A 16,315-nucleotide genomic window follows, 5' to 3' on the forward strand; every position below is an offset into this window, starting at 1 on the left:
GGTCACTTGGCCGCGCCCACCATCCGCAGCACGAGGTCGGCGTCGAGCGCGCCGACCTCGTCGGGCGTCCAGGGGCCGTCGACGTTGAACCAGCGGGCCACGTCGATGCAGAGCGACATGACGGCGAGGGTGGTGCCCTTCACGTCGAGCACGTCGAACTCGCCGGACGCGATGCCGTCCTCGATGATCCCGCGCACCTCGGCGTCGCACTGCCGGCGCAGGTCGAGGATCTCGGCGCGGGCGTCGGGACCGAGGGAGTCCAGTTCGTACTGGACGACCCGGGCGGTGGTACGGCCGCCCGCGTGCCAGCGGACGAAGGAGCTCACCGCGTCCGCGAGCCGCTCGGTCGCGGTGCCCTCGCGGCGGGCCGCGACCTGGAGGATCTCCAGCGCCTTCGCGTGACCGATCCGGCTGATGCGGTGCAGCAGCTCTTCCTTGGTCTTGTAGTGGATGTAGAGCGCGGCGGGACTCATCCCCGCCCGGCCCGCGATGTCCCGGGTCGTGGTGGCGTGGTAGCCGCGCTCGGCGAACGCCTCCACCGCGGCGACGAGCAGCCGCCGCGCCGCGTCGGGCGTGACCTCGCCCCACGCCGACATCTCGCCGTCGGCCGTCTCCTCCGCCGTACTCATCGCACGCCCCTCTCCACTGTCAGAACCCCCACCATACCGCCGAACCTGAGCGAGCGCTTAGCCTCCCCGCTCGGCGGAGGCCGACCGCGGGCCGGAGCGGGACGAAAGGGGCCGTGCCGCGGGAGCGGCTCGGGGTGGGCCCGGGGGCGCCGCTCGACCAAGGACCGGTCGGTCCCTGGGCTCCCTCGGCCGAGCGGGAAGCTCGCACAGCGCGTCCGCGGAGCCGGACAGGGGCCGAGCCGGGTCAGGCCCGCTCAAGGCTCCCGGACCCGGCCCGCGAAACCGGCACCGGGTCGGTCGGTCCTCCGGGCGGCCCCGTCACAGCTTCTCGAAGGGGTCGTGCTCCGCGAGGAGTTTCTCCAGGCGGGCCTGGTCGACACGGCTGACGATCTGGCCGGCCTCCTGGCGGTCTCGGATGACCTTGGCGAGCGTGAAGGCGGAGGTGACGAGGTACAGGACGGCGATCGCGAGGAAGCCGCGCACCCAGGCGTCGGCGTTCAGGCGGAAGATGCCGACGGCCGTGGCGGCCATGGCCACGGCGAAGGAGGCGACGGCCTGACCGTAGAAGGCGGCCGTGTTCTGCTGCTTGACCGGTGTGTCACTCATGGCCAGAGTCTCGTCCGACTGTGTCCCCCGCCACATCCGCTCAGGTACTCAGGTACTCAGAACGCCGAGACCCCCGTCAACGCCCGCCCGATCACCAGCTTCTGGATCTGGCTCGTGCCCTCGTAGAGGGTCATCACCCGGGCGTCCCGCAGCAGTTTGCCCGCCGGGTACTCGTCGATGTACCCGTACCCCCCGAAGACCTGGAGGGCGTTGTTCGCGGCGCGCACGGCGGCCTCGGAGGCGAAGAGCTTGGCCTTGGAGGACTCGACGGCGAACGGCTGACCCCGGTCGATCAGGTCGGCGACCCGCCAGGTCAGCAGCCGGGCCGCGTCCACGTCGACGGCGATGTCACTGATCAGCTCCTGGACCAGCTGGTGCCCCGCGATCGGCCTGCCGAACTGCTCGCGCTCACCGGCGTACCGGACGGCCGCGTCCAGCGCGGCCTGGGCGATGCCGACACACCCCGCCGCCACCGACATCCGCCCCTTGGCCAGCGCGGACATGGCGACGGAGAACCCCTTGCCCTCCTCGCCGAGCATCGCGGAGGCGGGCACGCGCACACCCTGGAGCACCAGTTCGGCGGTGGCCTGGCCGCGCAGGCCGAGCTTGCCGTGGATGGTCCGGCGGGTGAGGCCCGGTGTATCTGTCGGCACGAGGAAGGCGGAGACGCCCTTGTGGCCGGGAGCGTCCGTCGACCGCGCGAACAGCAGCACCACATCGGCCCAGGTGCCGTTCGTGATGAACATCTTGGTGCCGTCGATGACGTAGTCCTCACCGTCGCGCACCGCACGGGTGGCGAGGTTGCCCGCGTCGGAGCCGGTGCCGGGCTCGGTGAGGCCGAAGCAGCCGACGTACTCGCCGGAGGTGAGCCCGGGAAGCCAGCGCCGCTTCTGCTCCTCGCTCCCCCATCCGGCGACCGTCTTGGCGACGAGCCCCAGGGAGACGGACACGATCCCGCGCACGGACGAGTCGCCCCGCCCCAGCTCCTCGGTGACCAGGCAGTACGCCAGATGGTCGCCGCCCGAGCCGCCGTACTCCTCGTCGATCGTCAGCCCGAGGAAACCGACCTCGCCGAGCTTCTTGACGATGGAGCGGTCGACCTCCTCGGCGCGGTCCCAGGCGACGACATGCGGGGCGATCTCCCGGGTCACGAAGTCCCGCGCCAGCCGCCGGACGGCGGCCTGCTCCTCGCTGAGCCCCAGGTCGACCACGAGATCACCTCACTTGAGAGCGGCGCCTTTAAATTAGCACTGCTAGTTTCTGTTCCGCAGCCCTACTATGTGCGCCATGGCCCGACCGCGCAAGCCCCTCCTCAGCACCGACCGGATCGTCGAGACGGCCCGCGCGCTCGTGGACGCGGAGGGCCTCGCGGCACTGTCCACGCGCCGACTGGCAGCGGAACTCGGCGTCAGCGGCCCGTCCCTCTACAACCACTTCCGGACGAAGGACGAGATCCTGGAGGCCGTCGCCGACTCGGTGAGCGCCCAGGTCGACCTGTCGATGTTCGAGGACGGCCGGGCATGGCGGACCGCCCTGCACGACTGGGCCCTCTCCTACCGCACCGCCCTGCGCGACCACCCCAACATCGTCCCGGTCCTGGCCCAGGGCCCCGGCCGCCGTCCCGCGGGCCTGCGCCTGGCCGACGCGGTCTACGGCGCGATGGTCGACGCGGGCTGGCCCCCGGCGCAGGCCACGTCCATCGGCGCGTTGATGCGGTACTTCATCATGGGCTCGGCGCTCGGTTCGTTCGCCGGGGGGTTCGTGGACGACAAGAGCGCGTACGACCCCGCGGACTATCCCCACCTCGGCCAGGCCCACCTTCTCGCCGAGCGGCAGGAGAAGATCGACGAGCGGGCGTTCGAGACCGGACTGCAGGCTCTGCTGGACGGGCTTGCGCAGCAGTACGAGCAGGTCAGGCTCATGGCGTAGGGATATTTCGGTGGGCGCCGAAGCGTTGCTGCGCGATGCTGGACGCATGACCAAGGACCCGCAGGCCCACCGGTTGGCGAGGCTCGCCGCACTGATCGCCGACGAGACCCGGGCCGCCTGTCTGCTGGCCCTGCTCGACGGCCGGGCCTGGACGGCGGGCGAGCTGGCCCGCCACGCGGGTGTCGCCGCGTCGACCTTGAGCGAACACCTGGGCAAGCTGGTCGCCGGCGGTCTGCTGACACAGGAGCGGCAGGGACGCCACCGGTACGTGCGGCTGGCCGACGCGAGGGTGGCCCACCTGGTGGAGGACCTGGCGGCACAGGTCTCCCCGGATCCGGACTCGTTCCCGCGCCCCCGAAACCTGCGGGAGTCGAGCGCCGGTTCGGCGATGGCCCGGGGACGCACGTGCTACGACCATTTCGCGGGCCGCCTCGGCATCGCCCTGACCGACGCCCTGACCTCGCGTCGACTACTGCGCCAGGACACCGGTTTCGCCCTCACGGACGCGGGCCTGGCCTGGTTCGAGGACATGGGCATCCTGCTCGACCGCAAGGGCCGCCGCCCCCTGGCCCGAGGCTGCCTCGACTGGACGGAACGCCGCCCGCATCTGGCCGGCGTGGCGGGAGCGGCCCTGTGCCGACACGCGCTGGACGCGGGCTGGTGCGTACGCATCGGCTCGGAGCGGGCGGTGAAGGTGACGGCGACGGGAGAACGAGCGCTGGCCGAACACCTGGGAATCGCCGCGGAAACGCTGCACTGAGGTCTTCGCGACCGACCCCGTCCGAAATCCGCGAGCTTCCCCACCCCACCCTTCTCTAGCCTCTGGAGAGTGATGAACTCCCTCCGCCGCACCGAACTCCTCGCGGCCTCCGCAGCGACCGTCACCGTCGTGCTGTGGGCCTCCGCCTTCGTCTCGATCCGCAGCGCGGGCGCCGCCTACTCCCCCGGTGCGCTGGCTCTCGGCCGGCTCCTGTCCGGCGCGCTCGCCCTGGGCGTGATCTGCCTGCTACGCCGGGAAGGGTTTCCCCCACGCTCCGCCTGGCGCGGCATCGCGATCTCCGGCGTCCTGTGGTTCGGCTTCTACATGGTCGTCCTGAACTGGGGCGAACAGCAGGTGGACGCGGGCACCGCGGCCCTGGTCGTGAACATCGGCCCGATCCTGATCGCCCTGCTCGGCGCACGCCTGCTCAAAGACGCAATGCCGCCCCGTCTGCTGGCCGGAATGGCGGTCTCCTTCGCCGGCGCTGTCACCGTGGGCCTGTCGATGTCGGACGACGGTGGCTCCTCGGTGCTCGGCGTGGTCCTGTGTCTGCTCGCGGCGATCGCCTACGCCGGCGGAGTGGTCGCGCAGAAGCCGGCCCTGGGCTCGGCGACTCCGCTGCAGGTGACGACGTTCGGCTGCATCACGGGCGCGGTCGTCTGCCTGCCGTTCGCCAGTCAGCTGGTGTCGGAGGCGGCCGACGCCCCCGCCTCGGCGACCCTCAACATGGTGTACCTGGGCGCGTTCCCGACCGCCCTGGCCTTCACCACCTGGGCCTACGCCCTCGCCCGTACGACCGCCAGCCGCATGGGCGCGACCACCTACGCGGTCCCCGCCCTGGTCGTCCTGATGTCATGGCTGGCGCTCGGCGAGGTCCCGGGCCTGCTCACGCTCGCGGGCGGGGCGCTGTGCCTGGCGGGCGTGGCGGTGTCCCGGTCCCGGTCCGGCGCACGGGCGGCCGCGGCCCCGGTGACGGCACGGGAGCCGGAGCCGCGGCCCGAGAAGGCCTCGGACTCCGTGTGACGCGCCCTGCCCGCGAGCACCTTGACCGGAGCACCCGAGGCGAGATCCGCGCGACCGTCGGTCAGAACACCACCAGTGCCCGGCCGCCCTTGCCCGCCAGCATGTTGTCGAACGCCGCCGGGATGCCGTCCAGCGCGATCCGTTCCGTCACCAGGGCCCCGAGGTCGAGGCGGCCCGCCCGGACGTGCTCGGCGAGCACGGGCAGGTCCTCGGCGGGGTTGGAGTTGCCGTAGACACAGCCCGTGAGGGTGCGTCCCCAGTGGAAGATCTCCAGGGCGTTGAAGGTGACCTGCTGGTCCTTGCCGCCGATGCCCACGACCGTCGTACGGCCGCCGCGGCGGGTGGAGTCCCAGGCCGTGCGGATGGTCGAGGCGCGGCCGACGCACTCGACGGCGACGTCGACGCCCTGTTTGCCGGTGAGGCCCCGGATCTCGCGGGCGGTGGTGTCGGAGGCGATCACGTAGTCGGTGGCCCCGGCGGCGCGCGCCAACTCCTCCTTCTCCGGGGAGACATCGACCGCGACGATCCGCGAGGCGCCCGCGATCCGGGCGGCCTGGAGCGCGGCCAGGCCCACTCCCCCGACGCCGAACACCGCGACCGTCTCGCCCTGCCGGACCCGCGCCGAGTGGTGGACGGCGCCGTAGCCGGTGAGGACGGCGCAGCCGAGCAGGGCCGCGTCGGTGAGCGGGATGCCCTCGGGGAGGGGCAGGAGGCAGGACTCGGAGACGACCGTCTCCTCGGCGAACGCGGCGACGTTCAGGCCGGGGTGGAGGTCGGTGCCGTCGGCGGTGCGGGCGTAGACGTCGGCGGCGCCGCTCAGGGCATTGGCGCACAGCCAGACCTCGCCGAGCGAGCAGGCGTGGCAACTGCCGCAGGAGGGCGCCCAGTTGAGGACCACCTCGGCGCCGGGCGCCACACCGGTGACGCCCTCCCCCACGGCGACGACCGTGCCCGCCCCCTCGTGGCCGAGGACGGCCGGGACGGGGACGCGCATGGTGCCGTTGGACAGGGACAGGTCGGAGTGGCAGACCCCGGCGGCGGCGAGACGGACCCGGACCTGGCCGGGGCCGGGGTCCGGGAGGTCGATGTCGGTGATCTCCAGGGGAGCGCCCACGGCGGGAAGGACGGCGGCACGAACCACGGGAAGGCTCCTAGAACTGGAGGGACTTGGTCTGGAGGTACTCGGCGAGACCGTGCGAGCCGAGCTCGCGGCCGACGCCGGACTGCTTGTAACCGCCGAAGGGGGCACGGGGGTTGAAGCGGCCGCCGTTGATGTCGACCTGCCCGGTGTCCATCCGGCGGGCGAAGGCCACGGCCTCCGACTCGTCGCCGGCCCAGACGGCGCCCGCGAGGCCGTAGACCGTGCCGTTGGCGATGCGCAGGGCGTCCTCCTCGTCCTCGTAGCGCAGGACGGACAGGACCGGGCCGAAGATCTCCTCCTGCGCGATCGTCATGTCGGGGGTGACGTCGGCGAAGACGGTCGGGGCGACGAAATAGCCCTGCTCGCGCGGGGATTCGGGGCCGCCCGCGACGAGCCGGGCGCCCTCGGCGACACCCTTCTCGATGTAACTCCGCACCCGTGCCTGCTGCTTGGCGTTGACGACCGGTCCGATGCGTTCGCCGTACTTCGCGGCGGCCGCGGCGGCGAGCTCGACGGCCTCGTCGTACTGGTCCGTGTGCACCAGCATCCGGGTCCAGGCGCTGCACGTCTGGCCGGAGTTGGACATCACGTTGGCGACGCCGACATTGACCGCCTTGGCGAGGTCGGCGCTCGGCAGGATGACGTTGGCGGACTTGCCGCCGAGTTCCAGGGCGACCTTCTTGAGCGCGGCACCGGCGGTCGCACCGATCCGGCGGCCGACCGCGGTGGAGCCGGTGAAGGAGACCAGGTCGACGTCCGGGTGCTCGACCAGGGCCTGACCCGCGACCGGGCCGAGTCCTGTGACCAGGTTGAAGACGCCGGCCGGGATCCCGGCCTCGTGGACCGCCTCGGCGAAGAGCTGGGCGACCAGCGGGGTGTCCTCGGCGGGCTTGAGGACGACCGTGCAGCCCGCGGCGAGGGCCGGGGCGACCTTGGCGACGATCTGGTGGAGCGGGTAGTTCCAGGGCGTGATCGCGGCGACCACACCGATCGGCTCCTGGTGGACCGTGGAGTTGCCGACCTTCTCCTCGAAGGGGTGCGTCGCGGCGAGTTCGGCGTAGGACGCGGCGACCGCGACGGGGACGGCGGCGTGGACGTTCTGCGAGAACTTCAGCGGCGAGCCGAGCTCCGCGGTGACCGTCTCGGCGATCTCGTCCGAGCGGGCGGCCAGGACGTCCCGCAGGGCGGCCAGCCGGGCGGCGCGCTCGGCCGGAGCGGTCGCTGCCCAGGCCGGGAGGGCGGCGCGAGCGGCCCGTACGGCCAGGTCCACGTCCTCGGCGGCGCCGGCCGGGACCTGCGCGATGACCTGCCCGTCGGCCGGGTTCACGACCTCGATCACGTCCGGGCCGGTGGCCGGGCGCCACTCACCCTCGATGTACATGCCGTCGTGCGCCTTCATGGTGCGTCCTTCCGGGCTGGGCCGTGACGTGCTCGTCGTCCGACCCCATAAACTAGCGACGATAGTTTTCTTGCGCCAGAGCGGGCGGGACCCTCCACGGACATCAGAAGTCGACACGGGCCCGCTCGTCGACGCCCGACTCCTTCTCGATCTTCTCGCTCGCGTCCCGCCACTGCCCACGCCCGCTCTGCACGGTCAGGCCGTTCGGGAAGCCGGGGGTGACCTCCTTGTCGACGAAGGCCATGAACTGCCGGTCGGTGACGGCCGCCGCTCCGTCGGGCCGCGCGGTACCGAAGAAGAGCCGCGTCTCGATGTACGGCGCCCCGCGCTCCGGCGCCGAGGAGTCGGCCTCGGCGAGGGTGGCGTAGGTGGTGGGGGCGGCGGCGCAGAACAGGAGGGCGGCGCCGGCGAGGAGGGACCTGATCCCGGGTCCGGTCCTGGCCCCGGTGAGGAGCGTCCTGACCCTGGTGAGGTGTGTGGTCATACGCACCTGCCTAGCGGGAGGGCGCGGCCAAGTCCGGTTGCCGCGCCCTCAGTTCACTCCATCAGGTCGAGGGTGCCGGGGCGGGGCGGCCGTGGTCTGCCTGCTCTCCCCCCTTGCCCCGCGCCGCCCGCCTCACTCGTCCAGGTCCGGAAGGCGGTCCGGGGACGGGCAGATGCGTTCGCCGTGCTGGTCGAAGACGAAGAGGTGGGAGATGTCGACGAGGAGGGGGACCTGCATGCCGCGGCGCAGGTCGATGTCCGGGGTGGTGCGGACCACGAGGTCGCCGGGGAGGCGGGGGTCGGCCGCGGGGGGCTCGCGGTCCGGTGGGTCCTCCAGGACCACGACGGGGCCCGCGCGGAGGGAGACCGCGCGGTCTTTCAGGCGGTCCAGGACCGTGCCGTCGCGGCGGCGGCGCCGGGGCGGGCGCGCGGCCGGGCGCGGGGCCTCCAGGTCGGGGACGAGGGCGGGGCTGGAGCCGGTGTTGAAGTGGACGAGGACCTCGTGGCCCTGGAACTCCACGTGCTCCACCAGACCGGTGATCGGCATCTCCCCGGGGCGGGCGGAGGTCCGTTCGGCGATGCGGATCGCTTCCGAGCGCAGGCCCACGATCACCTCGCGGCCCTGCTGAACACGGAGCAACTGGTGGTCCAGGGAAAGGGGTTCGGGCAGCCGCAGATACTGCTTGCCCAGGCTGATGGTCATCGCGCCGTCCAGCGGGGCCCGCACCAGCCCACGCAGCAGGTTGATCCGCGGGGTGCCGATGAAGGCGGCGACGAAGACGTTGCGGGGCAGTGCGTACACCGAGCGCGGGGTGCCGACCTGCTGGAGGACTCCGCCGCGCAGGACGGCCACCCGGTCGCCGAGCGACATCGCCTCGGCCTGGTCGTGGGTGACGTAGACCGTGGTGACGCCCAACTCCCGGGTGAGGCCCGCTATTTCGGCGCGCAGGTGATTGCGGAGCTTGGCGTCGAGGTTGGACAGCGGCTCGTCCATGAGGAAGGCGGAGGGGTGGCGGGAGATGGCCCGGCCCATCGCCACCCGCTGGCGTTCGCCACCGGAGAGCTGACCGGGGTAGCGGTCGAGGAGGTCCTCGATGCCGAGCATGCGGGCGGTGGCGTCCACGCGTGCGCGCGGGTCCTCGCCGGGAGCCTCGATGCGCAGCGGGAAGCCGATGTTCCCCCGGCTGGTCATGTTCGGGTAGAGGGCGAAGTTCTGGAACACCATCGCCATCCGCCGCTCGGCGGGCAGCAGGTCGTTGGCGTACTCGCCGTCGAGGTCGAGCCGGCCCTCGGTGATCTCCTCCAGACCGGCGATCATCCTGAGGACGGTGGATTTTCCGCAGCCGGAGGGGCCGAGCAGGACGAGGAACTCACCGGGCGCGATGTCCAGCGAGAGCCGGTCCACCACCCGGATTCCCCGGGTGTAGGTCTTGCTCACATGGTGCAGAGATATGGCGCGTGTCATGACGGTGCCCCCGGGGGCTGGATCAGGCGCTGGTGCTCCGCGGTCGAGAGGCCCCGTGCGGGTCGTACGGGGCTGTGAGTCACGGAAGTTAACGGAATGCATGCGGCCGAGGGAAGAGAGCGGGCGGGATCAGACGCTTTGGTCCAGCCTGCGAGACGACGGACGGCGGGACTCGGCGCGTCGACACGCTCTTCAGCGGGCCGTCACGCACGCAGCGCGCCCCTCACGTACTCAGCGCGTCGTCGCGCTCTGCGCCGGCCGCGGCTCGCGGGTCTGGGTGAGGTGGGCGAAGACGACGACGTTGCTGGTGTAGCCCGTCCGGCGGGTGAAGAGTCCGCCGCAGGTGATCACGCGCAGTTCCGGGCGCCGGGCCCGGCCGTAGACCTCCTTGTCGGGAAAGCCCGCCTTGTCGAAGACCTTCACCCGGTCCACGGTGTAGACGGCGATACGGCCGTCCGCGCGGCCCGCCTCGATCTTCTTGCCCGGCTTCACCTGGGCGAGCGCGGCGAAGACGGCGGGGCCGGTCCTGGTGTCGCGGTGGCCCACGGCGATCGCCGTCCCGGACTCACCGGGCGTGGCGCCGCCCTGGTACCAGCCGACGAGCTTGGGCTTGTCGACCGGTGGTGTCGCCAACTCGCGTCCTCTGATGAGCCGGAGGCCCACGACCGGGGCGTCGATGCCCAGGGAGGGGATGCGGAAGGTCGTCGGGCGGGACCGGGGCAGCGGGCGGGGCGGGGGCGTTCGGGTGGGCGTGGGGCGGGCTGAGGCCGGCGGCTCACCGGCCGCCGCGTCCGGGCCGGCGGCCACCACGGTGTCCGGACCGTCGGGCCCGTCCGGCGCGGTCGGCCTGTCGTCACCCGTACACCGGACCCCCACCGTCACCAGGACGACCGTGAGCACAGCCGTCCTGGTGAGGCGGTAGGCGCGGGTCCGGTACCAGGGCCTGCGTCTGCGCCTACGCGGCGCCATCGGGGCGACGGCGGTTCAGCCGGAAGTACGCGACACCGCCGACCGCCACCAGGCCGACGGCCCCCGCCGCGGTCACCGGAGCGAACGCGGCGGCGGTGTCGACGAGACCACCGCCACCCGCGTGCACACCGCCCTTCGGGCCGCCGGGATCGCTCTGGCTCCAGCCCCCGCCGTCGCGCTGGTCCTCGATCTGGTCGCCCGGCCGTCGCTCCGCGTCGCGCCTGCCGTCGTGGCAGTTGACGCGGAAGACCTTCTCCTTGGGGAGGCCGGCCACGATCCAGGTGATCTTGTACTGCCCGTCCGCCACCCCCAGCGGGTCGGTGTGACCGGCACCCCCGGCGAGCTGGATGGTGCCGGCGACGGTGGCCGCGGTGGGCAGCGGAGGCTGGGGCGTGATGGTGTAGGCGATGGTGGTGAGGACGTCGAAGTTGACGGCATCCAGGTAGAACTTGCAGACCCGGGGATCATCCTTGGCGACGCCGAAAGGCACGCCCACATGGTGGATCCTGATGTCGCCGTTCTCGCCTGCGGCCGATGCGTTCGGCGCCGCCACCCACGATGCACCGGCCGCCGCGAGGGCGGTGAGGACGACCGAGGCGCCCGTGCGGACGCGGAAGGTACGTGGGAGTTTCAGGGTGGGCATGCGCGCTCCTCCGATTCAGACGATTTCCATACAAATCGCTCTTTCGGCAGCACTGTCCTTCATGCGCGCGACGGTCGGCCGCATCAATGCCCGGCGCGCCGTCAGATATCGCTCGTGCGGCGCAACCCCGGGCGCTTCGGCTGCTTCCCCGCAGCCGGTCCGGTCCCTTCAGTCCGCCCCGGCGACCGCAACGCCACCCCCGCCGACAGCAGCAGCAAGGTCCCGAGCATCACGAACGGTGCGGCCACCCCCGCCACTCCCGCGACCAGGCCCGCGGTGGCCGGCGCGGCGACCTGGCCGAGGCGGTTGCCGGTCAGCCGCAGGGCGAGGGCGGTGGAGCGGGCGCCGTCGGGGGCCGCCTGGACGACCGTCGTCATGGACAGCGGCTGTCCCACGCCGAGACAGAAGCCGAGCAGTGCGAGCACGACGGCCAGCGCCCACACCGGGACCGGCAGCGCGATGCCCGCGCACAGCACGGCCGCCAGCAGACACGTCACGGTGAGGAGCAACGCGCGCCCCAGCAGCCGTAGCAGAGGAGTCAGCACCAGCCGGCAGGCGATCGTGGCCGCCGCGCGCAGGCTCAGCAGCAGGCCGATCACCGAGGGGGCGATGCCCCGGTGCTCACCGACCACCGGGAGATACGCGGTGAGGATGTCGGTGGCGGACAGCACGGACAGGCTCACGAAGATGCCCCCGGGAACGCCCCGGGTCCTGAGGATGCGTCCGACGGGGACCGGGTCGCCGTGCCCGGTACGGGACTTGGCCGCCGTGTCGCGGTGCTCGATGCGCCACAGCGACAGGCACGCGAAGGCCGCCCCGGCGCCCGCGACGAGCAGCGCGAGCGCACTCGTGCCCGCCATGTCGGAGCCGCCGATCAGCGCGCCCGCCGCGACCGGGCCCACCAGTTGGCCCAGGGAGGCGCCGATGGTGAAGTGGCCGAAGTTGCGGTCCTGTTCGTGCGGGGCGGACTGGCGGGCGACGAGGGACTGGGCGCCGATGACGAAGCAGAGGTGACCGAGGCCCATCACCCCGCTCCAGACCGCCATGGTCCACAGGGAGCCCGCGATCCCGCTCAGCGCGCAACCACCGGATATGAGCACGACCCCGACCGGCAGCAGCGGCGCGCACCTCCCGTGATCCGTACGGCGGCCCAGCGGTACGGCGGCGAAGAGCGGCAACAGCGCGTACACACCGGCGATGACGCCGATCGCCCGCTCGTCCGCGCCGAGCGCGAGGGCCCGGTAGGAGACGGCGGGCCGGGCCATCGACACCGCCCCCTGCGCGAAGCTGAAGGCGATGACGAGGCGGAGCAGCCAGCCGCGGTTCCCACCGGGCGCCATGATCAAGTCCTCCGTGGACGGGAAAGAAGCGGATCAGATGATTCCGAAGAGGATCCCTGCCCCGAGGATCAACAGGCATGTGAGCGCGGCCCACTTGACGACGAACCGGGTGTGGTCGCCGAACTCCACCTTGGCCATACCGACCAGGACGTACACGGCCGGGACGAGCGGGCTCGACATGTGCAGCGGCTGACCGACGAGCGAGGCGCGGGCCATCTCCAGCGGGGTGACGCCGTGCGCCGCGCCGGCCTCGGCGAGGACCGGCAGGACGCCGAAGTAGAAGCCGTCGTTGGACATGAAGTACGTGAGCGGGAGGCTCAGGACGCCGGTGACCAGGGCCATGTGCGGGCCCATGCCCTCGGGGATGACGTCCACCATCCAGCGGGCCATGTGGTCGACCATGCCGGTGCCCTGGAGGACGCCGGTGAAGACGGCGGCGGCGAACACCATGCCGGAGACGTTGAGGACGTTGTCTGCGTGGGCGGCGAGGCGGGCCTTCTGGTCGGGGATGTGCGGGAAGTTCACGGTGAGCGCGAGCGCGGCGCCGAGCAGGAACAGCACCGGGATCGGCAGCCACTCCATGATCATGGAGGTGAGCAGGATGGCCGTGAGCAGCGCGTTGAACCAGTACAGCTTGGGGCGCAGGGTGGGCCGGTTCGGGTCGAGGACCTGGAAGCGCTCGGCGTCGCCGGCCTCGTCGTCCTCGGCGTCGGTGCCTGAGCCGGAGCCGCCGGTGGCCGGCGCGGCCTTGCCCGGGCCGGAGGCACCGGAACCGGCGCCGACCAGGACGGTCTCGGTCTCCTCGACCTTCTCGTCGACCAGGACCTCGTTCAGCGTGAGCACGCCGAGCCGCTTGCGCTCGCGCATGCCGAGCACGTACGAGAGGACGAAGACGCCCAAGAGGCCGACGGCCAGGGCCGGGATCATCGGGACGAAGATGTCGCTGGCGTCGAGCTTCAGCGCGGTGGCCGCGCGGGCCGTCGGACCGCCCCAGGGCAGCGTGTTCATCACGCCGTTGGCCATGGCGGCGACGCCGGTCATCACGACCAGGCTCATCTTCAGGCGCTTGTACAGCGGGTACATCGCCGAGACGGTGATCATGAAGGTGGTCGAGCCGTCACCGTCCAGCGAGACGATCGCGGCGAGGATCGCCGTACCGACGACGATCCGCATCGGGTCGGCCTTCGCGAACTTCAGGATCCCGCGCACCACCGGGTCGAAGAGGCCGACGTCGATCATCACACCGAAGTAGACGATCGCGAACATGAGCATCGCCGCGGTGGGGGCGAGGCTGGTGACGCCGTCGATGACGTAGTCACCGAGCTTGGCGCCCTTCCCGACGAAGACGCAGAACAGGGCCGGGATCAGTACGAGCGCCGCGATCGGCGACATCTTCTTCATCATGATCAGGACCAGGAAGGTCGCGATCATGGCGAAGCCGAGGATGGTCAACATGAGTGGATACCTAACGTTCGCCCTTGAACTCCCACCGGAGTCGGCAGTGCGATGACGTTAGGACCCGTCAAGCGGCGTTAACAAGACGTTGACATGCGAGCAATAAGCGCAAAACTGCTGGTCACAGCTTTGCACTGCTCACAGCGTCGCTACGGCGGCTGTTTTTCGGCTGGGGGTCCGGGGGCCGCGCGGCGGTAGCCGCATATCGACTCAGCCCCCGGGGAAAAGCAGTACCGGTACGCCGTTGAGGACCGCGTTGCCCGAGAGCGGGTCGAGCAGGCTGCCGTCGAGGAGCTGGTTGACGTTGACGCCGGGGTCCTTGGCGGCGTGGCCGAGCCGGGTCCCGGGCCGGTCGTGACCCCAGCCGTGGGGCAGGCTGACCACGCCGGGACGCATCGCGTCTGTGAGCTCGGCCTCGGTGACCACCTCTCCCCCGGCACCCTTGACCCGCACCGCGGCGCCGTCCCTCAGGCCGAGCCGCTCGGCGTCCTCGGGGTGGATGTGCAGGGTGCAGCGGTTGGTGCCGCCGGTGAGGGCGGGGACGTTGTGCATCCAGCTGTTGTTGGAGCGCAGGTGCCTGCGGCCGACGAGGACCAGCCCGTCGGCCTTGTGCCGCAGGGCCTCGCGCAGCCGGGGCAGGTCGTCGGCGATCGGTTGCGGCAGCAGTTCGACCTTGCCGCTCCTGGTCTTCAGCGGCTGCGGCAGCCGGGACTTCAGCGGGCCGAGGTCGATGCCGTGCGGATGCGCGAGCAGCCGCGCGAGGCTCAGCCCGTCCGGGCGTACGCCGAAACCGTCGCCGTAGGGGCCTAGTCGCAGCATCATGTCGAGCCGCCGCTCGGGCCCGGTGTCGCCCTGCAGAAGTGCCGCCAGCTCGAGTGGTTCGCGGCCGTGCACGGGCGAGTGGGCGTCCTTGACCGCCTTGCCGAGGGTCTGGCCGATGACCAGGTCGTCCACGGCGGACGGGTCGGCGCCGTGCATGCCGGTCGCGGCGAGGATCAGCCGGGCGAGGATCTCCGTCTCCGCCATCCGGCCGGGCTCCAGCGGGACGGCGGGGCGGGTGTAGCGGACCTGGTTGCGCACGGCGAGGGTGTTGAAGGCGAAGTCGTGGTGCGGGCTCTGGGAGGGCGGGGGCGGCGGCAGCACGACGTGGGCGTGGCGCGAGGTCTCGTTCAGGTACGGGTCCACGCTGACCATGAAGTCGAGCGAGCCGAGGGCCTTGTCGAGCCGGTCGCCGTCGGGGGCCGACAGTACGGGGTTGGCGGCGACTGCGATCAGCGCCCGGATCGGCTCGCCCTGCTCGGTCGCGGTGTCGATCTCCTCGGCGAGCGCGGAGAGCGGCAACTCGCCCTTGGCCTCGGGGTGTCGGCTCACCCGGGAGTGCCAGCGCCCGAGGGCGAACCCGTGGCTGGGTCCCGCGGGCCGGGGCGTCCGGTCGGTGGCGGCCTGCGGGAAGAGGGCGCCGCCGGGCCGGTCGAGGTTGCCGGTGAGGATGTTGAGCACGTCGACGAGCCAGCTCGCGAGGGTGCCGTGCGGGACGGTGCAGCTGCCGATGCGACCGTATACGGCGGCGGTTGGGGCGGCGGCGAGTTCGCGGGCGAGGGTACGGATGGTGGGGGCGTCGACGTCGCAGGCGTCGGCGACGGAGTCCGGAGTGAAGTCCCGTACGGCTGCGCGGAGTTCGTCGAGCCCTTGGAGATGCGGGGTCAACTCCCCGGTGTCGACGAGCCCTTCCTCGAAGAGCACGTACGCCATCGCCGCGAGCAGCAACGCGTCGGTACCGGGCCGGACGGCGATGTGGCGGTCGGCGAGCCTCGCGGTGCGGGTGCGGCGGGGGTCGATGACGGTGAGGGTGCCGCCGCGCGCCTTGAGCGCCTTGAGCTTGCCGGGGAAGTCGGGGGCGGTGCACAGACTCCCGTTGGATTCCAGGGGGTTGGCGCCGATGAGGAGAAGGTGGTCGGTGTGGTCGAGGTCGGGCACGGGGATGGCGTTGGCGTCGCCGAACAGCAGCCCGCTGGAGACGTGCTTGGGCATCTGGTCGACCGTGGACGCGGTGAAGACGCTGCGGGTGCCCAGTCCGGCGAGCAGCACCGGCGGGTAGAGGGCGCCGGCCATGGTGTGGACGTTGGGGTTGCCGAGGACGACCCCGACGGAGTTCGCCCCGTGTCCCTCCACGACCGCCCGGATGCCGGCGGCGACCGCGTCGAAGGCCTCCTCCCAGGTGGCCTCGTGCAGCTCCCCGTCCCGTCGTACGAGAGGCGTGCGCAGCCGGTCGGGGTCACCGTCGACGGCCCCGAAGGAGGCGCCCTTCGGGCAGATGAAGCCCTTGCTGAACACGTCGTCGCGGTCCCCGCGGGCGCCGGTGACCCGGGTCCCCTCGACGGTGAGCGTCAGACCACAGGTGGCCTCGCACAGGGGGCAGATACGCAGAGCGGTGCGGGACACGGGTCCTCCCGGGGCAGCGGTGCCTGTCCCG

14 protein-coding genes and 1 pseudogene are annotated in these 16,315 nt (G+C 72.0%); 3 read left to right on the forward strand and 12 right to left on the reverse strand.

Going from position 1 to position 16,315, the window contains the following annotated elements:
* Positions 1-2 precede the first annotated feature (2 nt).
* The 3 genes from ABZT93_RS07500 to ABZT93_RS07510 all read right to left on the reverse strand — a co-directional run bounded on the left by ABZT93_RS07500 (position 3) and on the right by ABZT93_RS07510 (position 2,446).
* Positions 3-629 (reverse strand): TetR/AcrR family transcriptional regulator, encoded by a 627-nt coding sequence (locus ABZT93_RS07500; protein ID WP_356100368.1) that lies wholly within the window; start codon positions 627-629, stop codon positions 3-5.
* 318 nt (positions 630-947) lie between these two features.
* Entirely contained in the window at positions 948-1,235 is a 288-nt protein-coding gene (locus ABZT93_RS07505) for a YiaA/YiaB family inner membrane protein (RefSeq protein ID WP_020117785.1), read from the reverse strand.
* A 56-nt stretch (positions 1,236-1,291) separates the two neighbouring features.
* On the reverse strand, positions 1,292-2,446 hold the full coding sequence (locus ABZT93_RS07510) for an acyl-CoA dehydrogenase family protein (RefSeq protein ID WP_356100370.1): 1,155 nt from the start codon (positions 2,444-2,446) through the stop codon (positions 1,292-1,294).
* Between the two features lie 76 nt (positions 2,447-2,522).
* On the opposite strand from ABZT93_RS07510, the gene ABZT93_RS07515 reads away from it, so the two are divergent.
* The 3 genes from ABZT93_RS07515 (at position 2,523) to ABZT93_RS07525 (ending at position 4,947) form a co-directional block, all read left to right on the forward strand.
* On the forward strand, positions 2,523-3,164 hold the full coding sequence (locus tag ABZT93_RS07515; RefSeq protein ID WP_356100374.1) for a TetR/AcrR family transcriptional regulator: 642 nt from the start codon (positions 2,523-2,525) through the stop codon (positions 3,162-3,164).
* Between the two features lie 46 nt (positions 3,165-3,210).
* Positions 3,211-3,924, forward strand: coding sequence for a winged helix-turn-helix domain-containing protein (locus ABZT93_RS07520; RefSeq protein WP_356100376.1), 714 nt, complete (start codon positions 3,211-3,213; stop codon positions 3,922-3,924).
* A 72-nt stretch (positions 3,925-3,996) separates the two neighbouring features.
* Positions 3,997-4,947, forward strand: a complete 951-nt coding sequence (locus tag ABZT93_RS07525) for a DMT family transporter (RefSeq protein ID WP_356100379.1) — start codon at positions 3,997-3,999, stop codon at positions 4,945-4,947.
* Between the two features lie 61 nt (positions 4,948-5,008).
* On the opposite strand, the gene ABZT93_RS07530 is transcribed toward ABZT93_RS07525, so the two are convergent.
* The 9 genes and pseudogenes from ABZT93_RS07530 to ABZT93_RS07570 form a co-directional block, all read right to left on the reverse strand.
* Positions 5,009-6,088 (reverse strand): Zn-dependent alcohol dehydrogenase, encoded by a 1,080-nt coding sequence (locus ABZT93_RS07530; RefSeq protein WP_356100382.1) that lies wholly within the window; start codon positions 6,086-6,088, stop codon positions 5,009-5,011.
* A 10-nt stretch (positions 6,089-6,098) separates the two neighbouring features.
* Positions 6,099-7,487 (reverse strand): aldehyde dehydrogenase family protein, encoded by a 1,389-nt coding sequence (locus ABZT93_RS07535; RefSeq protein ID WP_356100384.1) that lies wholly within the window; start codon positions 7,485-7,487, stop codon positions 6,099-6,101.
* A gap of 139 nt (positions 7,488-7,626) precedes the next feature.
* Positions 7,627-7,911 (reverse strand): annotated as a pseudogene (locus ABZT93_RS07540) (DUF3574 domain-containing protein); the annotation flags it as partial.
* Between the two features lie 192 nt (positions 7,912-8,103).
* The gene (locus tag ABZT93_RS07545) at positions 8,104-9,435 is read right to left on the reverse strand and encodes an ABC transporter ATP-binding protein (protein WP_356100387.1); all 1,332 of its coding nucleotides are present in this window, start codon (positions 9,433-9,435) and stop codon (positions 8,104-8,106) included.
* Between the two features lie 231 nt (positions 9,436-9,666).
* The gene (locus ABZT93_RS07550) at positions 9,667-10,404 is read right to left on the reverse strand and encodes a class F sortase (protein WP_356100390.1); all 738 of its coding nucleotides are present in this window, start codon (positions 10,402-10,404) and stop codon (positions 9,667-9,669) included.
* Entirely contained in the window at positions 10,391-11,047 is a 657-nt protein-coding gene (locus ABZT93_RS07555) for a hypothetical protein (protein WP_356100392.1), read from the reverse strand. The genes ABZT93_RS07550 and ABZT93_RS07555 overlap by 14 nt, the downstream gene beginning before the upstream one ends.
* Before the next feature lie 101 nt (positions 11,048-11,148).
* The gene (locus tag ABZT93_RS07560) at positions 11,149-12,387 is read right to left on the reverse strand and encodes an MFS transporter (protein WP_356100395.1); all 1,239 of its coding nucleotides are present in this window, start codon (positions 12,385-12,387) and stop codon (positions 11,149-11,151) included.
* Positions 12,388-12,420: 33 nt separating this feature from the next.
* A complete protein-coding gene (locus ABZT93_RS07565) occupies positions 12,421-13,842 on the reverse strand; it encodes a citrate:proton symporter (RefSeq protein WP_356100398.1) in 1,422 nt (473 codons plus the stop codon).
* A 210-nt stretch (positions 13,843-14,052) separates the two neighbouring features.
* Entirely contained in the window at positions 14,053-16,284 is a 2,232-nt protein-coding gene (locus ABZT93_RS07570; protein WP_356100401.1) for a molybdopterin oxidoreductase family protein, read from the reverse strand.
* Positions 16,285-16,315: the final 31 nt, after the last annotated feature.

It is taken from the genome of Streptomyces sp. NPDC005303, from assembly GCF_040607335.1.
In the GTDB taxonomy this organism is placed as follows: Bacteria; Actinomycetota; Actinomycetes; order Streptomycetales; family Streptomycetaceae; genus Streptomyces.

Bases quoted from the DNA above. Each gene is read 5' to 3' on its own strand.
- ABZT93_RS07500 (WP_356100368.1), bottom strand. From the start codon at position 629: ATGAGTACGGCGGAGGAGACGGCCGACGGCGAGATGTCGGCGTGGGGC.
- ABZT93_RS07505 (WP_020117785.1), bottom strand. From the start codon at position 1,235: ATGAGTGACACACCGGTCAAGCAGCAGAACACGGCCGCCTTCTACGGT.
- ABZT93_RS07515 (WP_356100374.1), top strand. From the start codon at position 2,523: ATGGCCCGACCGCGCAAGCCCCTCCTCAGCACCGACCGGATCGTCGAG.
- ABZT93_RS07520 (WP_356100376.1), top strand. From the start codon at position 3,211: ATGACCAAGGACCCGCAGGCCCACCGGTTGGCGAGGCTCGCCGCACTG.
- ABZT93_RS07525 (WP_356100379.1), top strand. From the start codon at position 3,997: ATGAACTCCCTCCGCCGCACCGAACTCCTCGCGGCCTCCGCAGCGACC.
- ABZT93_RS07535 (WP_356100384.1), bottom strand. From the start codon at position 7,487: ATGAAGGCGCACGACGGCATGTACATCGAGGGTGAGTGGCGCCCGGCC.
- ABZT93_RS07545 (WP_356100387.1), bottom strand. From the start codon at position 9,435: ATGACACGCGCCATATCTCTGCACCATGTGAGCAAGACCTACACCCGG.
- ABZT93_RS07550 (WP_356100390.1), bottom strand. From the start codon at position 10,404: ATGGCGCCGCGTAGGCGCAGACGCAGGCCCTGGTACCGGACCCGCGCC.
- ABZT93_RS07555 (WP_356100392.1), bottom strand. From the start codon at position 11,047: ATGCCCACCCTGAAACTCCCACGTACCTTCCGCGTCCGCACGGGCGCC.
- ABZT93_RS07560 (WP_356100395.1), bottom strand. From the start codon at position 12,387: ATGGCGCCCGGTGGGAACCGCGGCTGGCTGCTCCGCCTCGTCATCGCC.
- ABZT93_RS07565 (WP_356100398.1), bottom strand. From the start codon at position 13,842: ATGTTGACCATCCTCGGCTTCGCCATGATCGCGACCTTCCTGGTCCTG.